Annotated in this window: 13 protein-coding genes; 8 read left to right on the top strand and 5 right to left on the bottom strand. The window is 60.1% G+C overall.

Going from position 1 to position 18,395, the window contains the following annotated elements; all coding sequences use genetic code 11:
- The first annotated feature begins 4 nt into the window (after nt 1-4).
- Complete coding sequence (locus tag C1949_RS10325; protein WP_088277872.1) at nt 5-382, top strand: YkgJ family cysteine cluster protein; 378 nt, start codon at nt 5-7, stop codon at nt 380-382.
- Between the two features lie 48 nt (nt 383-430).
- Here the strand turns inward: C1949_RS10325 and C1949_RS10320 are convergent, their stop codons facing one another.
- A complete protein-coding gene (locus C1949_RS10320; RefSeq protein ID WP_104738401.1) occupies nt 431-1,399 on the bottom strand; it encodes an alpha-E domain-containing protein in 969 nt (322 codons plus the stop codon).
- A gap of 3 nt (nt 1,400-1,402) precedes the next feature.
- The gene (locus C1949_RS10315) at nt 1,403-2,860 is read right to left on the bottom strand and encodes a circularly permuted type 2 ATP-grasp protein (protein ID WP_104738400.1); all 1,458 of its coding nucleotides are present in this window, start codon (nt 2,858-2,860) and stop codon (nt 1,403-1,405) included.
- A gap of 209 nt (nt 2,861-3,069) precedes the next feature.
- Here C1949_RS10315 and C1949_RS10310 point away from each other — a divergent pair, with 209 nt between their 5' ends.
- The 3 genes from C1949_RS10310 to C1949_RS10300 are packed head-to-tail and all read left to right on the top strand — an operon-like array spanning nt 3,070 to nt 9,963.
- Entirely contained in the window at nt 3,070-6,387 is a 3,318-nt protein-coding gene (locus C1949_RS10310) for a transglutaminase family protein (protein WP_104738399.1), read from the top strand.
- A 54-nt stretch (nt 6,388-6,441) separates the two neighbouring features.
- Nucleotides 6,442-9,030 (top strand): circularly permuted type 2 ATP-grasp protein, encoded by a 2,589-nt coding sequence (locus C1949_RS10305; RefSeq protein ID WP_104738398.1) that lies wholly within the window; start codon nt 6,442-6,444, stop codon nt 9,028-9,030.
- Nucleotides 9,031-9,057: 27 nt separating this feature from the next.
- Nucleotides 9,058-9,963: a transglutaminase family protein gene (locus C1949_RS10300; RefSeq protein ID WP_211287115.1), complete on the top strand. Its 906-nt coding sequence runs from the start codon at nt 9,058-9,060 to the stop codon at nt 9,961-9,963.
- 115 nt (nt 9,964-10,078) lie between these two features.
- Here the strand turns inward: C1949_RS10300 and C1949_RS10295 are convergent, their stop codons facing one another.
- Nucleotides 10,079-11,743 (bottom strand): electron transfer flavoprotein-ubiquinone oxidoreductase, encoded by a 1,665-nt coding sequence (locus C1949_RS10295; protein WP_104738396.1) that lies wholly within the window; start codon nt 11,741-11,743, stop codon nt 10,079-10,081.
- A 293-nt stretch (nt 11,744-12,036) separates the two neighbouring features.
- Here C1949_RS10295 and C1949_RS10290 point away from each other — a divergent pair, with 293 nt between their 5' ends.
- Together C1949_RS10290 and C1949_RS10285 are read left to right on the top strand one after the other, a co-directional pair.
- Nucleotides 12,037-12,786 carry an electron transfer flavoprotein subunit beta/FixA family protein gene (locus C1949_RS10290; RefSeq protein WP_104738395.1) on the top strand — a complete coding sequence of 250 codons (750 nt, stop codon included), beginning with the start codon at nt 12,037-12,039 and terminating at the stop codon, nt 12,784-12,786.
- 2 nt (nt 12,787-12,788) lie between these two features.
- Nucleotides 12,789-13,733: an electron transfer flavoprotein subunit alpha/FixB family protein gene (locus tag C1949_RS10285; protein ID WP_104738394.1), complete on the top strand. Its 945-nt coding sequence runs from the start codon at nt 12,789-12,791 to the stop codon at nt 13,731-13,733.
- A 175-nt stretch (nt 13,734-13,908) separates the two neighbouring features.
- Here the strand turns inward: C1949_RS10285 and C1949_RS10280 are convergent, their stop codons facing one another.
- Nucleotides 13,909-14,634, bottom strand: a complete 726-nt coding sequence (locus C1949_RS10280; protein WP_104738393.1) for a UDP-2,3-diacylglucosamine diphosphatase — start codon at nt 14,632-14,634, stop codon at nt 13,909-13,911.
- A 13-nt stretch (nt 14,635-14,647) separates the two neighbouring features.
- Nucleotides 14,648-15,142 carry a peptidylprolyl isomerase gene (locus tag C1949_RS10275; protein ID WP_104738392.1) on the bottom strand — a complete coding sequence of 165 codons (495 nt, stop codon included), beginning with the start codon at nt 15,140-15,142 and terminating at the stop codon, nt 14,648-14,650.
- A gap of 192 nt (nt 15,143-15,334) precedes the next feature.
- Here C1949_RS10275 and C1949_RS10270 point away from each other — a divergent pair, with 192 nt between their 5' ends.
- On the top strand, nt 15,335-17,002 hold the full coding sequence (locus C1949_RS10270) for a glutamine--tRNA ligase/YqeY domain fusion protein (protein ID WP_104738391.1): 1,668 nt from the start codon (nt 15,335-15,337) through the stop codon (nt 17,000-17,002).
- Complete coding sequence (gene cysS, locus C1949_RS10265; protein WP_104738390.1) at nt 17,002-18,387, top strand: cysteine--tRNA ligase; 1,386 nt, start codon at nt 17,002-17,004, stop codon at nt 18,385-18,387. The genes C1949_RS10270 and cysS overlap by 1 nt, the downstream gene beginning before the upstream one ends.
- The last annotated feature ends 8 nt before the right edge of the window (nt 18,388-18,395 follow it).

Genomic DNA, 18,395 nt, shown 5'->3' with positions numbered 1-18,395 from the left:
TGAAATGAGCGACCATTCGCCCTGTCTGAACTGCGGTGCCTGTTGCGCCACATTCAGGGTGTCTTTTTACTGGGGAGAAACTGACAGTGCCCCAGGGGGTGACGTACCCACCCAGCTTACTGAACAGATAACACCGTACCGTGCCTGCATGCAGGGCACCAATCAGCCCCAGCCGCGTTGTGTGGGTCTGATGGGAACGGTCGGTGAGGGCGTTCGCTGCAGTATCTACGAGAAGCGCCCGAGTCCTTGCCGTGACTTCCCATTTCACGGTGAAAACGGGCTGGACAGCCCGGACTGTCAGCGCGCCAGAGCCGCTCACGGCTTGCCCCCGCTGCCGTCCAATCCGACCCGCCCGCGCCTGATCCCGATCGTAGCTGCCTGATTGAGGTGTCCCGCCGCCGAGGTGTTGAGCTCTCGGCAGCGGGGGGCCTCAGCTCGCGCTCTGACTCTGGCTCTGATTGAGTTCCTGCTGGGCAAAGTAGGTCTGGCTGATTGCCGCGTGCAGGTCGTCGAAATCGATCTGGATTTCATCGACAAAGGCGTGCAACTGATCCGGTTCTGCAGCCAGCAGCGTTACGTCCGGCTTGCTCAGGTCCTGCCGGCAGGTTTCGACTTCCTTCAGTGCCAGTTCATGACGTGGCAAACCTTGCAGCGCTTCTGCCAGACGGTCCATGCAGCAGGCGACGCTGCGCGGGAATAGCTGGTCCTGCAGCAGAAAACTGAGCACGTCCGGCCCGCGGATACGCAGGCGTACATGCTGGCGGTACATCTGGTAGCCAGTCAGTGACTTGAGCACACTCATCCACTGCAAGGTCTCGAAGGGCTTGAGGTCTTCTGCGCTGCGCGGCAGCAGATTGGCCGAGCGCACATCAATGATGCGGGTGGTCATATCTGCCCGTTCGAGCTGTCGTCCGACGATCAGAAAGGAGCGCACCGGCGTATAGCTGAGCGTACCTTCAATGAGACCATTGACGGTCTGACAGCTGCGGATCACCCGGCCCAAAAATGCATCGCGCCGGCGCGGAGTGATACCTGAGCCAACCTGCTCCTTAACGCTCAGGTACAGCTGGTTGACCTCTTCCCAAATCTCCCGCGGGATGACGTCGCGGGTGGTGCGCAGGTTCTCCCGCGCGGCGGCCAGCGAGCTGAGGATCGAGCCGGGGTAGCGACGGTCGCCACACATGAACGACAGCACGCTGGCTTCGTCACGGGTGGGGTAGAACTCGTCGAACAATTCGTCATTGCCGGTAATGGCGATGATTTCGGACCAGCCGAGCTTGGTTGCGCGCGGCAGGTCCAGCAACAGGTGGCTGTTCACACTCAGCAGGCGAGCGGTATCTTCGGCGCGCTCCAGATAGCGGGCCATCCAGTAAACGTTTTCGGCAACTCGTGAAAGCATTGGTCAGTTCCCCGCCAGGTCTACGATCCAGGTGTCCTTGCTGCCGCCGCCCTGAGAGGAGTTGACGACCAGCGATCCCTTGGTAAGTGCGACCCGGGTCAGGCCGCCGGTGGTAACCCAGGTAGACTCCCCGGACAGGATGAACGGCCGCAGGTCGACGTGACGTGGCTCCATCTGGTTGTTGCCGCACAGGGTCGGCGAGGTCGAAAGACTGAGGGTTGGCTGCGCCATGTAGTTGCGCGGGTCTGCCTTGATCAGCTCGGCAAAGGTCTCGCGTTCCTTCTTGCTGGCGTGCGGGCCGATCAGCATGCCGTAGCCGCCGGACTCGTTGGCGGGCTTGACCACCAGCTTGTCGAGGTTGTCGAGCACGTATTTGCGGTCGTCCTCGAACATGCACAGGTAGCTGGGTACATTCGGCAGCAGCGGCTGCTCGCCGAGGTAGTACTCGATGATCTTGGGCACGAAGGCGTAGATCACCTTGTCATCGGCCACGCCGGCGCCCGGCGCATTGGCCAGTGCCACGTTGCCCTTGCGCCAGGCGCGCATCAGGCCGTGCACGCCGAGCATGGACTCGGGGTTGAACACCTCGGGGTCGATGAACATGTCGTCGACCCGGCGGTAGATCACGTCGACCCGGGCCAGCCCGTCGATGCGGCGCATGTAGACGCAGTCGTCGTCGCCAACCACTAGATCCGTGCCCTCAACCAGCTGCACGCCCATCTGCTGGGCAAGGTAGGAGTGCTCGTAGTAGGCGGAGTTGTATATGCCGGGGGTCAGAATGACGATGCACGGGTCGTCGCCGGGACGGGGCGAGAGTGACGCGAGCATGTCGTACAACTGCGCGGTGTAGTCGTCGACCGGCTGAATCTGGCCGGTGGCGAACAGGTCGGGCATCACGCGCTTGGTGACGTTGCGGTTCTCGAGCATGTACGACACACCAGACGGCACACGCAAGTTGTCTTCCAGCACGTAGAGGGTGCCGTCCTTGTCGCGCACCAGGTCCGAGCCGCAGATATGTGCCCAGACGTTATGCGGCGTGGAGATGCCGACGCACTGCGGACGGAAGTTGACCGACTGGGCCAGCACTTCGCGCGGCACCACGCCGTCCCTGACGATCTTCTGGTCGTGGTAAAGGTCGTCGATAAACATGTTGAGCGCCTGTACCCGCTGCTTGAGTCCGGCGTCGGTCTTTTGCCATTCGGCCAGCGGGATGATGCGCGGCACGATGTCGAAGGGCCAGGCCCGGTCGATCATGTTGCCTTCGGTGTAGACAGTGAAGGTGATGCCCATCAGCTGGATGGCAACTTCGGCCGCCGTCTTGTGTTCGCTCAGCTCGCGGGCATCGAGGTTGGCGAGGTATTGGCACAGCAGTTCCGCCTCCGGTCGCGGCTGCCCTGGTGCCTTTATCAGTTCATCGTAGAAGCCTTCGGATGTGTAATCGTCCCAGTTTACTTTGCTCATTCAGCTACTCTGTCCGCCAGGGGAAGGGATACTCTGCAACTTGCAATTGCCATACCAGATGCACCGGATCAGGGCATGAGGCGCTGGGTGCACTCGAATAATTGTCACCCAACCGTGTTAACAAAATAGGACGCTCGCCGATTGGCACAGCCATTGCTTCGTTGATCGGCTGGATGAATTGACCGCATACATTGATGGGATAACGGAACATGACTATTCGCGTTGCACTCCGGCATGAAACCCACTACGAGTTCGACAAGCCGATTTCGGTTGCGCCCCATCTCATCCGCTTGCGTCCCGCACCGCACTGCCGCACGCCAGTTGATGCCTACAGCCTCAAGGTTAGCGGAGGTGAGTACTTCATCAACTGGCAGCAGGACCCGTTCGGCAACCATGTGGCGCGCCTTGTGTTTCCTGAAAAGATGACCAGCCTCTCTATTGAGGTGGAGCTGATCGCACCGATGACGGTGATCAATCCCTTTGATTTTTTTGTCGAGGAATACGCCGAGCAGTTCCCTTTCGACTACAGGGACGAGCTGAAAAAAGAGCTGGCGCCCTATCTGGAAACGCCAAAAGCGGGCCCGAAACTGGCTGGCTGGATCGGCAAGGTTGACCGTGAAGAACGCTCGATTACGGATTTCCTGGTCTCGCTGAATCAGCGTCTGGCCAATGAAATTCAGTACATGATCCGGATGGAACCCGGCGTACAGACCCCGGAACAGACACTCACGCTGGGCAGCGGTTCGTGCCGTGACTCGGCCTGGCTGCTGGTGCATATCTGCCGTCATCTGGGGCTGGCAGCGCGCTTTGTTTCAGGCTATCTGATTCAACTGACGGCCGACGTCAAGGCGCTTGACGGTCCGTCCGGTACCGAAACCGATTTCACAGACCTGCACGCCTGGACCGAGGTGTTTGTGCCTGGAGCAGGCTGGATCGGGCTGGATCCAACCTCGGGCCTGTTGGCTGGCGAAGGGCATCTGCCGCTGGCCGCCACGGCAGAGCCTGCCAGCGCCGCGCCCATTAGCGGTGCAACCGAGCCCTGCGAGGTGACGTTTTCCTTCGATATGAGCGTCACCAGGGTGCACGAAGATCCCCGTGTAACCAAACCGTACACTGAAGATCAGTGGGCAGAGATTCTCGCGCTGGGTGAACAGGTAGATGCGCAGTTGCAGGCGCTGGACGTACGTTTGACCATGGGCGGCGAGCCAACCTTTGTCTCCATTGATGATATGGATGCACCAGAATGGACCATTGCTGCCCAGGGGCCAACCAAAAGAGGGCTTTCCGAGACCTTGCTACGGCGTCTGCGCCCGCATTTTGCGCCCCAGTCGCTTATTCATTATCAACAGGGAAAATGGTATCCGGGTGAGCCACTGCCGCGATGGGCGCTGGCGTGTTACTGGCGCCGCGACGGTAAGCCCATGTGGCAGGACGACCGCTGGCTGGCCGACATGGATCGGGACTACGGCGTGGACGATGCCAAGGCGCTGCAGTTTGCGCAGGCGCTGACACGGCGCCTTGGCGTCTCGGACTCGCATCTGATCCCCTGTTTCGAGGATGCCTACTATTACCTCTGGCTGGAGCGCACGCAACCGATTGACGTCGATTTGCGCGGCGAAGACCTCAAGGACGATGACAACCGTCTGCGCCTTGCGCGGTTGCTGGAGCGCGGCCTGGATGCGCCGGTCGGCTACACGCTGCCATTGGCGGCGACGCAGGGCGGCTGGCTCAGCGGCAGTTGGCCGTTGCGTCGCGAGCAGCTCTATCTGGTGCCCGGCGATTCACCGATGGGCCTGCGGTTGCCGCTGTCGGCGCTGCCGATCGCCCGCCGCGAGGAGCCGCAGCCGACGTCACTGTTCGAGGAGCAGGCGCCGCTGGCAGATCTGCATGGCGAAGTGGCCAGCCGCTACAGTGCAATGTACGCCGACGGGGAGGGTTCGCTTCACCACGTTGCAGCCGGACAGGACTGGCAGGAACAGCGGCCGGAGCTGATCGACTGCGGCGTTATCGGCACCGCGCTGTGCATTGAGCCGCGTGACGGCAAGCTGTTTGTCTTCATGCCGCCACTGGCTCGGCTGGAGTCCTACCTGGAGCTGCTGGCTTCTGTTGAACACACCGCCGCCGAGCTGAATCTGCCGGTCTGCATCGAAGGCTACGCCCCCCCATCGGATAACCGCATCGAGAAATTCATGATCACTCCGGACCCAGGGGTGATTGAGGTGAACATCATGCCCGCGGCCGGCTGGCCTGAGCTGGTGCGCAATACCGAGACTCTCTACGAGGAAGCACGACTGACGCGGCTCGGTACCGAGAAGTTCATGCTCGATGGCCGCCACACCGGCACCGGGGGCGGTAACCACGTTACCCTCGGTGGTCGCACGCCTGCCGAGTCACCTTTCCTGCGCCGGCCGGACCTGCTGGCGAGCATGCTGACCTTCTGGCAGCACCATCCGAGCCTGTCTTACCTGTTTTCCGGCATGTTTATCGGCCCGACCAGTCAGGCACCACGGATTGACGAAGCCCGGCATGAGGCGCTGTATGAACTGGAGATTGCGCTGGCGCAGATGCCGTCCGGCGAGGTACCGCAGCCCTGGCTGGTTGACCGCCTGGTGCGCAACCTGCTGACCGATATTACCGGCAACACCCACCGCGCCGAATTCTGTGTCGACAAGCTGTATTCGCCCGACAGCGCGACCGGCCGGCTCGGGCTGCTGGAGTTGCGCGGGTTTGAAATGCCGCCGCATGCGCGCATGAGTCTGATGCAGCAGTTGCTGATTCGAGCGCTGGTCGCCCGCTTTTATGCCGAGCCTTACCGCCAGCCGCTGGCGCGTTGGGGCACAGCGCTGCATGACAAATGGATGATGCCGCATTATCTGTGGCGTGATCTGTGCGATGTATTGCGCGACCTGCGTGCCCACGGGTTCGATTTCCGTGACGAGTGGTTCGCGCCGTTTCTGGAGTTCCGCTTCCCGCATGCGGGTGAGGTCCAATACGGAGATACCCGCATCGAGCTGCGCCAGGCGATTGAACCCTGGCACGTGCTGGGGGAGGAGGTTGCCGGTGGTGGCACCGCCCGTTATGTGGATTCCTCGGTCGAACGGCTGGAGGTCAAGGTGCATGACTTCAATCCGGCTCGCTATCAGCTGACCTGCAACGGCTTCAAGGTGCCACTGCAGGCAACCGGCGTGCCGGGCGAACTGGTAGCCGCGGTGCGTTACCGCGCCTGGCAGCCACCGTCCGCGCTGCATCCGATGATCAGTGTCCAGGCGCCGCTGGTGTTTGACTTGATCGACAACTGGAACGGCCGCTCGGTTGGAGGCTGCACCTACCATGTGGTGCATCCGGCTGGCCGCAATTACGAGCATTTCCCGGTTAACGCCAATGAGGCTGAGGCGCGGCGCATGGCGCGGTTCTGGAGCTATGGTCATAGTCAGGGCAAGGCAGGGGAGGTGCGGCAGGCGCCGGGTCAGGAGTATCCGCACACCCTGGATTTGCGCCGCGCTGTCGTTGGCAGCTCTGGTTTATAATCGTCAGTCACCCAGCACACTCGGCTGACCTCAGCCTGAACCAGGAACCGCTCCATGCAACACCTCGCCAATCTGGACCCCGCAGTCAATGCCATTCTCGGGGACTATCCAGGGCATGACGGACATGACGAGTTGCTGAGCGACAACCAGCAGCCGCGCGCTCACTGGCAAGGCGTGCTGGATGATATTGTCCAGCTCGGCCCCGACGTGCTGGCTGCTCGCTCGGAAGAAGCGCAGAACCTGCTGCATGAAAATGGCGTCACCTTCAATCCTTACGAGGACGATCCGGGTCAGTTGCGGTCCTGGCAACTCGATTGCGTGCCCTGGGTCATTCCCACTCAGGAATGGGATGTGCTGGAGGCTGGGCTGAAACAACGCAGTCGTCTGCTGGAGCATATTCTTGACGACCTCTATGGTGCCCGGCGAATCATCAGTGAAGGCCTCTTGCCCCCCGAGTTGATCTACACCCACCCCGGGTTTCTGTTCTCGGCGGCCGATGACCCACCGCAGGTTGAGCGCCCGCTGCTGATCTTCCACGGCACCGACATCATCCGGGACAGCAGTGGCGGCTGGCAGGTGTTGGCTGACTGGACCCAGTCGCCTGCTGGGGCCGGTTACGCGCTGGAAAACCGGATTACGCTTGCCCGTGCGCTGCCGAGCCTGTATCGCGATGCACCGATCAAGCGGTTGGCGGGTTTTCTGCAGGCTCAGCATCGCTGCCTATCCAGCCTGGCCAGCACCCAACGAGAACAAGCGAATATTGTATTGCTGTCGCCGGGGCCAGGCAGCCCGGGGTATTTCGAGCACGCCTGGCTGGCCAACTACATGAACTTTTCGCTGGTCGAAGGGGATGACCTGGTGGTCCGCGATGGCCAGGTTTCCATGCGCACGCTCGGTGGCTTGAAGCAGGTGGATGTCATTCTGCGGCAGATCAATGATCCCTGGTGTGACCCTCTGGAGTTGCGTCCTGACTCGTTGCTCGGGGTTCCCGGTCTGTTGCAGGCCGCGCGCTGCGGCAACGTGCATATTGCCAACGCGTTGGGTGCCGGTGTGCTGGAGCATCCTGGATTACTGGCCTTTCTGCCGAGTCTGTGCCGCGAGCTGCTGGGGGAAGAGTTGCTGCTGCCATGCCGGGAAACGCTCTGGTGCGGCGAACCTGCTGCGTTGGCGCAGGTGCGTGCCGAGCTGGATGGCTGGGTGCTGCGTGACATCAGCAAACCGGGACGGGTCTATCGTGCCGATCAGATGGGACTGGAAGCGCTGAGGGATCTTCGTGTCAGCATGGATCGCCAGCCGTATCTGTTCACCGCGCAGCGGCATCTCTCACCTGCGGTGGTGCCTGGTTTCAATCCGCAGAGCAAAACGTTTGAGCGTCAGAGCGCAACGCTGCGGTTCTTCAGTCTGGTCGAGCCGGATGATCTTACCAAGCCGGTCAATGAGCGTAATTATCGGGTAATGCCCGGTGGTCTGGCCTGGGTCGGCGAACCCGGCGCACCTCTGATGAAAAGCCGGCTGGTGAAGGATGTCTGGGTGACGGCGCCGGTGCCACAACCGCACATCAGCCTGCTGCGTCAGGCGCTTGGTCCGATTGTCGTCACGCGCGACGGCAAGGACCTGCCGTGCCGCGTGGCGGAAAGCTTGTTCTGGATGGGGCGGTATGGTGAGCGTTTGGATACCCGCGGACGCTTGTTGCGCGAGGCGCTGGCGCGTCTGCTGCAGGATGACCGGCAGGAAACCGGTTCACAGTTGATGCCAGACCTACTGCGGGCGCTGGATGTCGCGTTGGAGCCGGACGCCTTTACCGAGGAGAATGTGCCGAACAATAGCCGATTCCCGCGCGAGTACATCGTGACCCGGGATCGTTTGCTGCAGTTGTTCTCCGACGACCTGCCCGAAGGGTTGCCGGTCATTTTTGGCAACTTCGTGCGTAACAGTCGAGCGGTTCGCGATCATCTGGGTGATGATACCTGGCGCGCGATCAACAGCTTGCGGCAGCACTTTAACAGCATGTCGCGCGCCCGTGGCGTGGTGGTAGGGCAGCGCCACCTCGAAGCCATGGTGCTCGATCTGGCGGCGTTTTTTGGTCTTTGCAACGAAACCATGCCGCATCACTACGGCTGGCGCTTCCTTGATATTGGCCGCTTCATCGAGCGTACGCTGGGCTCGCTGGAACTGCTGAAGCTCGCTCTGCTGGATGCTGATGAGCCTGGTATTCCGCTGTGGGAGGTGGTGCTGGCAACCACGGACAACCTAACGGTATATCGTCGCCGCTACCGCTCGCAGCTGCATCCGCTGGCGATTCTCGATCTGCTGCTGTTCGATGAGACCAACCCGCGTTCGGTGGGCTACATGCTCAAGCGCTTGGGGCGACAAATAGCCAAGCTGCCGTCACCGGGTAGTTCACCCTATCGTAATCTGGAGCAGCGGTTGATCATTCAGGCCACCAGCTGCCTGCATTTGGTCGACATTGAAACCCTGACTGATCTGGAAGGCTCGCCCGCTGCACGGGAGGCCTTGAGTAATCTGCTGGATCAACTGATCGAGCCGATGTCCGAGCTGTCCAACGCACTGTCGCATAGTCACTTCAGTCATGTTGAAGCTCCCCGCCAACTGGTCAGCATGCACTACACTGGCCAGCCCTGAATCGAGGTCTCTACATTGAGATACCTTTTGCGCCATACCACGCATTACCAGTACAGCGGCGCGGTGACCCTGAGTCACAACGAAGCGCGCATCCTGCCGCGGGTGTTGCCTTGGCAGGATTGCAGCAACACCCAACTGGTAATCACCCCGATACCTGATCGCATGCGTGAGCGCACCGATTTTTTCGGTAACCGGGTGGTCTACTTTTCGATCGAGTCGCTGCACGAGAGTCTGGATGTCAGTGTTACCAGCGAGATCGTGACGCGTCCCCGCGCGAGCGCTGATATTTTCTCGAACATCAGCTGGGAACAGGCGGTCGACGAATTGCGCTATGACCCGCGCCAGACCAATCGCGATACGCTTGATGCGCGTTTGTATGCGCTTAGCTCGCCGTTTATTTTCCAGAGTCCGGGGTTGGCCGATTATGCGCGCGGCAGTTTTACGCCAGGGCGCAACCTGGTTGATGCAGTGCTGGATCTCAATCAGCGTATTTTCTCTGAGTTTACCTATGATCCGGAGTTCACCACGCTAGCTACTCCGCTGCATGACGTGCTGGCCAGCAAACGCGGGGTTTGTCAGGACTTTGCGCATCTGGGGATCGGCTGCCTGCGTTCAATGGGGCTGTCTGCGAGGTATGTCAGCGGGTATATGGAGACACTGCCACCGCCGGGCCAGCAAAAGTTGCTGGGTGCCGATGCGACCCACGCCTGGCTCGCAGTATTTGTGCCTGGCTGGGGCTGGCTAGAGTTGGACCCTACCAATGGCTGCGTGCCGGATGAGCGCTACATCATTCTTGGCTGGGGTAGGGACTTCGCCGATGTGACGCCGCTCAAGGGCGTGATGACCGGTGGGGGAGACCACACGCTCAGTGTGGCGGTGGATGTATTGCCGCAACAGGAAGGTACGCAGGGACAGGTGAGAGATCTGGTCTGACGCGCAACCACCGATTTTGATGTCTTGTCTGGCTCTGTCAGATAACAAAAAACCGGCCAACGGCCGGTTTTTTGTTGCTTGCGGCCTTGATGCTTGCCGCTGTAGCGCTTGCGCGTTACATGTTCGGGTAGTTCGGGCCACCCGTGCCTTCCGGCGCGATCCAGTTGATGTTTTGCGCTGGATCCTTGATGTCGCACGTCTTGCAGTGCACGCAGTTCTGCGCGTTGATCTGGAAGCGCTTGCTGCCGTCATCGTTGTTGACGACTTCGTAGACGCCAGCTGGGCAGTAACGCTGCGCGGGCTCGTCGTACAGGGGCAGGTTTTTCTCCAGCGGAATGCTCGGGTCTTTCAGCGTCAGGTGGATCGGCTGGTCTTCTTCATGGTTGGTGTTGGACATGAAGACCGAAGATAGCTTGTCGAAGCTCAGTACGCCATCCGGCTTCGGATAGTCGATCTTGGTCGCTTCGGAGGCTTTCTTCAGGCAGGCGTAATCCGGCTTGGTGTCGTGCAGGGTGACCGGAATCTTGCCACCGAACCAGTTCTGATCGATGTAGTTGAACGCACCACCGAACAGCGGGCCGAACTTGTGGATTGCCGGGCCGAAGTTACGCGCTGCGAACAGCTCTTCGTACAGCCAGCTGGACTTGAAGCTATCAACATAGTTGGTCAGCTCGTCACCGCCTTCGCGGCCAGCCTGCAGGGCCTCGACGATAGCGTCAGCCGCCAGCATGCCCGATTTCATGGCAGTGTGGCTGCCCTTGATCTTGGCGAAGTTCAGGGTCCCGAGGTCACAACCGATCAGAGCACCGCCCGGGAAGACCATCTTCGGCAGCGAGTTGATGCCGCCCTTGCAGATGGCGCGTGCACCGTAGGCAACGCGCTTGCCGCCTTCCAGGTACTGCTTGATGACCGGGTGATGCTTGTAGCGCTGGAATTCGTCGAACGGCGACAGGTGCGGGTTCGAGTAGGACAGATCGATGATCAGGCCAACGACTACCTGGTTGTTTTCCAGGTGATACAGGAAGGAACCACCGGTGTTTTCGGTACCGACGATGTCCAGCGGCCAGCCGGCGGTATGCACAACCAGACCTTGCTGGTGCTTGGCCGGATCGATGTCCCAGATTTCCTTGATGCCGATACCGTAATGCTGGGCGTCGGCTTCGGAATCCAGGTTGAAACGCTTGATCAGTTGCTTGCCGATGTGGCCGCGGCAGCCTTCTGCGAACAGGGTGTACTTGGCGCGCAGTTCCATGCCGGGGGTGTAGAACCCGTCTTTCGGGTTGCCTTCACGGTCAACGCCCAGGTCGCCGGTCAGGATGCCGCGAACAACGCCGTTCTCATCGATCAGGGCTTCCTGGGCAGCAAAGCCCGGATATACCTCTACGCCCAGGCCTTCGGCCTGTTCGGCCAGCCAGCGGCACAGGTTGCCGAGGGAGATAATATAGTTGCCATGGTTGTGCATGGTCTTGGGAACGAGCATGTCAGGCAGCTTGGTTGCCTTCTCTTCGCTGGTGAGCATATAGATGTCATCGCGAACGACGGCGGTGTTCAGCGGAGCGCCAAGCTCTTTCCAATCGGGGAACAGTTCTTCCAGGGCGCGCGGCTCGAATACGGCACCGGAGAGAATGTGGGCGCCGACTTCGGAACCTTTCTCTACGACACAGACGCTGATTTCCTGACCGGCTTCAGCAGCCTGTTTCTTGATTCGACATGCAGCTGCCAGGCCAGAGGGGCCGGCACCTACGATGACAACGTCAAACTCCATGAATTCGCGTTCCACTATCTCTCTCCTAACTCTAGGCCCGTCACATGTATCGATTCTTTGTTGATCTGCCATGATCGATTAAGCCGCGCAGTATAACAGCCCGTTTTTTGTGCTCCAACGCAAAGATGGCGTTTTGGTCGTTTATTAGACCTTTCGTCGAATTGCTCCTATTGACCGCCTGTGCATGGAAAGTCATGATAGAGAGCTTTTGAACGGCGGGCTCTGTTTGGTCTGAACGTGAACGATCTTCATATTATAGTCACGATTATGGCCTGCCCAGTTTTGGCTACACATTGAATGAGGCAATCATGAAGGTACTTGTAGCGGTTAAGCGAGTCGTTGATTACAACGTCAAGGTTCGCGTCAAGGCGGACAACTCCGGTGTTGACCTGGCCAACGTCAAAATGTCGATGAACCCCTTCTGCGAAATCGCCGTGGAAGAAGCAGTACGTCTGAAAGAAAAAGGCGTTGCTACCGAGATCGTCGCTGTCACTGTCGGCCCAACCGCCGCCCAGGAACAACTGCGTACCGCCCTGGCACTGGGTGCTGACCGCGCTGTTCTGGTCGAGTCCGCCGACGAGCTGAACTCGCTGGCCATCGCCAAGGCGCTGAAAGCCGTTGTCGATAAAGAGCAGCCGCAGCTGGTCATCCTCGGCAAGCAGGCCATCGACTCCGACAACAATCAGACTGGCCAGATGCTGGCTGCACTGTCTGGCTACGCTCAGGGTACTTTCGCCTCTGAAGTGGCTGTTGACGGCGACAGCGTCAAGGTCACCCGCGAAATCGACGGCGGTCTGCAGACCGTTGCGCTGAAGCTGCCGGCCATCGTTACCACTGACCTGCGTCTGAACGAGCCGCGCTACGCGTCGCTGCCGAACATCATGAAGGCCAAGAAGAAGCCGCTGGAAGTCGTCAAGCCGGAAGATCTGGGAGTTAGCACCGCATCGACCGTGACCACCCTGAAGGTTGAAGCCCCGGCTGCCCGCAGCGCTGGCATCAAGGTTAAGAGCGTTGACGAGCTGGTCGACAAACTCAAGAACGAAGCCAAGGTGATCTGAACATGAGCATTCTGGTTATTGCTGAACACAACAACGCCGAGCTGAACGCAGCTACCCTGAACACCGTTGCTGCCGCTCAGGCCATCGGTGGCGACATCGATGTTCTGGTTGCCGGCGCAGGCTGTGCTGCCGTTGCTGACGCTGCTGCCAAGGTCGCTGGCGTCAACAAGGTCCTGCTGGCTGACAACGCCGCCTACGCGAACCTGCTGCCGGAAAACGTTTCCCTGCTGATCGCTGAACTGGCACAAGGGACCTCGCCGGCCACTTACAGCCACATCCTGGCTCCGGCCAGCACCAACGGTAAAAACTACCTGCCGCGCGTTGCTGCGCTGCTGGACGTTGATCAGATCTCCGAGATCATTGCCGTTGAGAGCGCTGACACCTTCAAGCGTCCGATCTACGCGGGTAACGCGATTGCCACCGTACAATCCAGCGCTGCGATCAAGGTCATCACCGTTCGTGCCACCGGTTTCGATGCGGTTGCAGCCGAAGGCGGCAGCGCTGCGGTTGAAGCGGTTGCTTCTGCCCATGACGCTGGTATCTCCAGCTTTGTCGGTGAAGAGCTGGCCAAATCCGACCGTCCGGAGCTGGCAGGCGCCAAGATCGTCATTTCCGGTGGTCGCGGCATGCAGAACGGCGACAACTTCGAAATGCTGTACAAGGTTGCCGACAAGCTGGGCGCCGCTGTGGGTGCCTCGCGCGCCGCGGTTGACGCTGGCTTCGTACCGAACGACATGCAGGTTGGTCAGACCGGCAAGATCGTTGCACCGCAGCTGTACGTGGCGGTCGGTATCTCCGGCGCGATCCAGCACCTGGCTGGTATGAAAGACTCCAAGGTGATCGTTGCGATCAACAAGGACGAAGAAGCGCCGATCTTCCAGGTGGCCGACTACGGCCTGGTTGCCGACCTGTTCGAGGCGGTACCGGAGCTGGAAGGTAAGCTCTAAGCCGACGGCCTAGAGGCAGCGGCAAGCTTCAAGCCGCAAGCTGCAAGAAAACCCCGGACTCGCGAGAGCCGGGGTTTTTTATTGTCTGCTCGTTGTGTGTGGGGCATTTTTGCGTAGGGACACAGCATGCTGTGCCCGGTATGGCCCGAGGGGTATTTCGTGGGGGTATCGGTATCTACGACAGTGGAAACGACTCCAGTCGCTTACCGTTCTCGTCCACCTCAAGTGCCCAGCCGGCCTTGTCCCAGTCCCCGAGCACAATGCGCTGCGCGGGCTGGCCGTCGATCATTAGGTCGTGGATTGCTGGGCGGTGTGTGTGGCCGTGGATTAGTGTGTGCACGCCTTTAGCGCGCATTGTGTGGGCAACTGCGCCGAGGTTGACGTCAGTGATCTCGGCGGACTTCATACGGGTTCGCGCCTGGCTTTCGTCGCGTAGCTTACGACCCAGCTTGTGGCGGGTGCTCTGCGGTAGATTTCTCAGTATGAAGCGACTGGCCGGGTTGCGCAGCCAGCGGCGCATGCGCATGTAACCCAGGTCGTCAGTGCACAGACTGTCGCCGTGCATCAGCAGCACACGTTCGCCATTCAGCTCAACAGTGGTGGGATCTCTGAGCAGGGTGCAGCGTGCCGCGCGGCAAAAACGGCGACCGAGCAGGAAGTCCCGGTTGCCGTGCATCAGGTATACCTTGGTGCCATGCTTGGTCAGGCGGGCGAGGGCGGCAGCGACCTCACGACCGAGTTCGTCGATGGTGTCGTCACCCAGCCAGACTTCGAAGAAGTCGCCCAGAATGTACAGTGCATCAAACTGCGGTGCGCGGGTTTCGAGCAGACGCAAAAACGCCCGGGTGATATCCGGGCGTTGCGCTTCCAGATGCAGATCCGAAATAAACAGATAACGCATCGGCGGCTTGATCTCAGTCGACCAGTTCGGCGCGCTCGATGATCACGTCCTCGGCCGGTACATCCTGGTGACCGGCGCGGGAGGTGGTCCGCACGGCCTTGATCTTCTCGACCACGTCCATGCCATCGGTAACCTGACCGAATACCGCGTAACCCCAGCCGTGCATGGTGGGGGCGGAGAAGTTCAGGAAATCGTTGTCGGCAACGTTGATGAAGAACTGCGCGCTGGCGGAGTGCGGGTCCGGAGTACGGGCCATGGCGACGGTGCCGACCTTGTTGGCGACGCTGTTGTCGGCTTCATTCTTGATCGGATCACGGGTGTCTTTTTGCTGCATGCCGGGCTCAAAACCGCCGCCCTGAATCATGAAGTTGCTGATCACGCGGTGGAAAATAGTGCCGTCGTAGTGGCCATCGCGAACATATTGCTTGAAGTTCTCGACAGTCACCGGCGCTTTGTCGGCAAACAGTTCCAGGGTGATAACGCCATAGTTGGTGTGCAGTTTGACCATCGGGCATTCCTCGGGCAGTCGAACAGGTTGGGTGTGATGCTGCCTGCATTGCTGCATTCAGGCACCTGCGAGTTTCGGGTATGATACGGGTTTTGGTCATGATGGCCTAGGGAAGCGCGACTATTGCGATAGTCCGGCTCCCGAGTAATCCCTGATGCCGAGCGCATCACCTGAGCGAGTTTTGCCGACCTTATGAACAAACCCGACGCCACGCCCCCAAGCCACTTTCTGCGCCAGATCGTCCAGGCTGATCTGGACAGCGGCAAGCACAGCAACATCGTTACCCGCTTTCCGCCGGAGCCGAACGGTTACCTGCACATCGGTCACGCCAAGTCGATCTGTCTCAACTTTGGTCTGGCCAGGGAATTTGGCGGCGTTTGCCACCTGCGCTTTGACGACACCAACCCGGCCAAGGAAGAGCAGGAATACATCGATGCGATCAAGACCGACGTTGAATGGCTTGGCTTTCAGTGGGGCGGCGACGTGCGCTATGCCTCCGATTACTTCGATCAACTGCACGCCTGGGCCATCGAACTGATCAAGGCTGGCAAGGCCTATGTCTGTGAGCTGACGCCCGAGCAGGCGCGTGAATACCGCGGTAATCTGACCGAGCCGGGCAAGAACAGCCCGTTCCGTGAGCGCAGCGTTGAAGAAAACCTGGATCAATTCCAGCGCATGACCGCCGGCGAGTTCGCTGACGGCGCCAAGGTACTGCGCGCCAAAATCGACATGGCCGCGCCGAACATGAACCTGCGCGATCCGATTCTGTATCGCATTCGCCACGCCCATCACCACCAGACCGGTGACAAGTGGTGTGTGTATCCAAGTTATGACTTTACCCATGGTCAGTCCGACGCCATCGAGGGCATTACCCACTCGATCTGCACCCTGGAGTTTGAAGATCACCGCCCGCTGTACGAGTGGTTTCTGGACAATCTGCCGGTGCCTGCACATCCGCGCCAGTACGAATTTGCTCGCCTGAACCTGAACTACACTGTCACCAGCAAGCGCAAACTCAAGCAACTGGTAGACGAGAAGCACGTGGATGGTTGGGACGACCCGCGTATGTCTACCCTGAGTGCCTTCCGTCGCCGCGGCTACACGCCGGCAGCCATTCGCGAGTTCTGCGAGCGCATTGGCGTGACCCGCTCTGACGGCGTGGTCGACATGGGCGTTCTGGAGTTCTGTATTCGTGACGACCTGGATGCCAACGCGCCGCGTGCCATGTGCGTGCTCAAGCCGCTGAAAGTGACCATCACCAACTACCCCGAAGGTCAGACCGAAGAGCTGCGTCTGCCGCGTCATCCCAAACAGGATATAGGCGAGCGCGTGCTGCCGTTCGAGCGCGAGATCTATATCGACCGTGAGGACTACATGGTCGATCCGCCCAAGGGCTACAAGCGTCTGGTGCCGGGTGGCGAAGTGCGTCTGCGTGGCAGCTACGTGATTCGCGCTGACGAAGCGGTAACAGATGCTGACGGGAACATCGTCGAGCTGCTGTGCACCTACGATCCGGATACCCTCGGCAAGAACCCGGAAGGTCGCAAGGTCAAAGGCGTTATCCACTGGGTGCCTGCGAGCAGCAGCATTGAGTGCGAAGTGCGCTTGTATGATCGGCTGTTCAACGCGGCAAATCCGGACAAGGGCGAAGAGGGCACCACCTTCCTCGACAATATCAATCCGGATTCCCTGCAGGTCCTGACGGGCTGCCGTGCCGAGCCGTCGTTGGCTGACGCCACGCTGGACGACCGTTTCCAGTTCGAGCGTGAGGGCTACTTCTGCGTCGATTCACGTGATTCCAGACCCGATGCAATGGTCTTCAACCGCACCGTCACCCTGCGTGACTCCTGGGGGGGCTGATGGCGCTCGCACTCTACAACACCCTGACCAAGACCAAGGAGCCATTCAAGCCGCTGGTCGACAATCAGGTGCGCATGTATGTCTGCGGTATGACCGTGTATGACTTCTGCCATATCGGTCATGCGCGCGTGATGGTTGCGTTTGACGTGGTGGCGCGCTGGTTTCGCCACCGCGGCTATGACCTCACCTACGTGCGCAATATCACGGATATCGACGACAAGATCATCAAGCGCGCAAATGAAAACGGTGAGACCTTTCAGCAACTGACCGAGCGCATGATTGCAGCAATGCATGAAGACGAAGCCCGTCTGAACGTGCTGCGCCCGGATCAGGAGCCGCGCGCCAGTCAGCACATCGACGGCATGTTCGCCATGATTCAGACGCTGATCGACAAGGGCTATGCCTACGCACCGGGTAATGGCGACGTTTATTACCGCGTTGGCAAGTTCGAAGGTTACGGCAAGCTGTCGCGCCGCAAGATCGAAGACCTGAAGATCGGCGCGCGCATCGAGGTAGACGAAGCCAAGCAGGACCCGCTCGACTTTGTTCTGTGGAAAGCCGCCAAGCCGGGTGAGCCGAGCTGGAGCTCGCCCTGGGGCGAAGGACGTCCGGGCTGGCACATCGAATGCTCGGTCATGTCGACCTGCTGCCTGGGCAACACCTTTGATATCCACGGCGGTGGCCCGGATCTGGTGTTCCCGCACCACGAGAACGAAATCGCCCAGAGCGAAGCGGCGACCGGCGAGCTGTACGCCGCCGCCTGGATGCACGCGGGCGCGGTGCGTGTCGACGGCGAGAAGATGTCCAAGAGTCTGGGCAACTTTTTCACCATTCGCGAGGTGCTGGAAAAGTATCATCCTGAGGTGGTTCGCTATCTGCTGGTCTCCAGCCACTACCGCAGCGCCATCAACTATTCCGAAGACAACCTCAAGGAAGCCAAGGGCGCACTGGAGCGGTTCTATAACGCACTCAAAGGCCTGCCCGACGCGGTGCCTGCCGGTGGTGACGCCTTCGCTGAGCGTTTTGCTGCGTCGATGGACGACGACTTCAATACCCCGGAAGCCTGCGCAGTACTGTTTGAAATGGTGCGTGAGGTCAACCGCCTGAAAGAATCTGATGCGGAAGCGGCGGCCGCCTTGGCTGCACGTTTGCGTCAGTTGGCCGAAGTGCTGGGCTTGCTGCAGCTGGAGCCTGAAGCCTTCCTGCAGGCTGGCGCTGCCGGTAAGGTTGACGCCGCCGAGGTTGAAGCGCTGATTGCAGCGCGTCTGCAGGCCCGTGCCGACAAGAACTGGGGGGAGTCTGATCGTATCCGCGACCAGTTGACCGCCATGGGCGTCGTACTTGAAGACGGCAAGGGTGGTACCACTTGGCGGCTGGCTGAGTGATGCCGCAC

This window comes from Halopseudomonas oceani, from assembly GCF_002903165.1.
In the GTDB taxonomy this organism is placed as follows: Bacteria; Pseudomonadota; Gammaproteobacteria; order Pseudomonadales; family Pseudomonadaceae; genus Halopseudomonas; species Halopseudomonas oceani.
The sequence above is the reverse complement of the archived record's forward strand: the minus strand, read 5'-3'. Positions and strand labels throughout refer to the sequence as shown.

Coding starts and splice junctions, on each gene's coding strand:
- C1949_RS10325 (WP_088277872.1), top strand. CDS start 5: ATGAGCGACCATTCGCCCTGTCTGAACTGCGGTGCCTGTTGCGCCACA.
- C1949_RS10320 (WP_104738401.1), bottom strand. CDS start 1,399: ATGCTTTCACGAGTTGCCGAAAACGTTTACTGGATGGCCCGCTATCTG.
- C1949_RS10315 (WP_104738400.1), bottom strand. CDS start 2,860: ATGAGCAAAGTAAACTGGGACGATTACACATCCGAAGGCTTCTACGAT.
- C1949_RS10310 (WP_104738399.1), top strand. CDS start 3,070: ATGACTATTCGCGTTGCACTCCGGCATGAAACCCACTACGAGTTCGAC.
- C1949_RS10305 (WP_104738398.1), top strand. CDS start 6,442: ATGCAACACCTCGCCAATCTGGACCCCGCAGTCAATGCCATTCTCGGG.
- C1949_RS10290 (WP_104738395.1), top strand. CDS start 12,037: ATGAAGGTACTTGTAGCGGTTAAGCGAGTCGTTGATTACAACGTCAAG.
- C1949_RS10285 (WP_104738394.1), top strand. CDS start 12,789: ATGAGCATTCTGGTTATTGCTGAACACAACAACGCCGAGCTGAACGCA.
- C1949_RS10280 (WP_104738393.1), bottom strand. CDS start 14,634: ATGCGTTATCTGTTTATTTCGGATCTGCATCTGGAAGCGCAACGCCCG.
- C1949_RS10275 (WP_104738392.1), bottom strand. CDS start 15,142: ATGGTCAAACTGCACACCAACTATGGCGTTATCACCCTGGAACTGTTT.
- C1949_RS10270 (WP_104738391.1), top strand. CDS start 15,335: ATGAACAAACCCGACGCCACGCCCCCAAGCCACTTTCTGCGCCAGATC.
- cysS (WP_104738390.1), top strand. CDS start 17,002: ATGGCGCTCGCACTCTACAACACCCTGACCAAGACCAAGGAGCCATTC.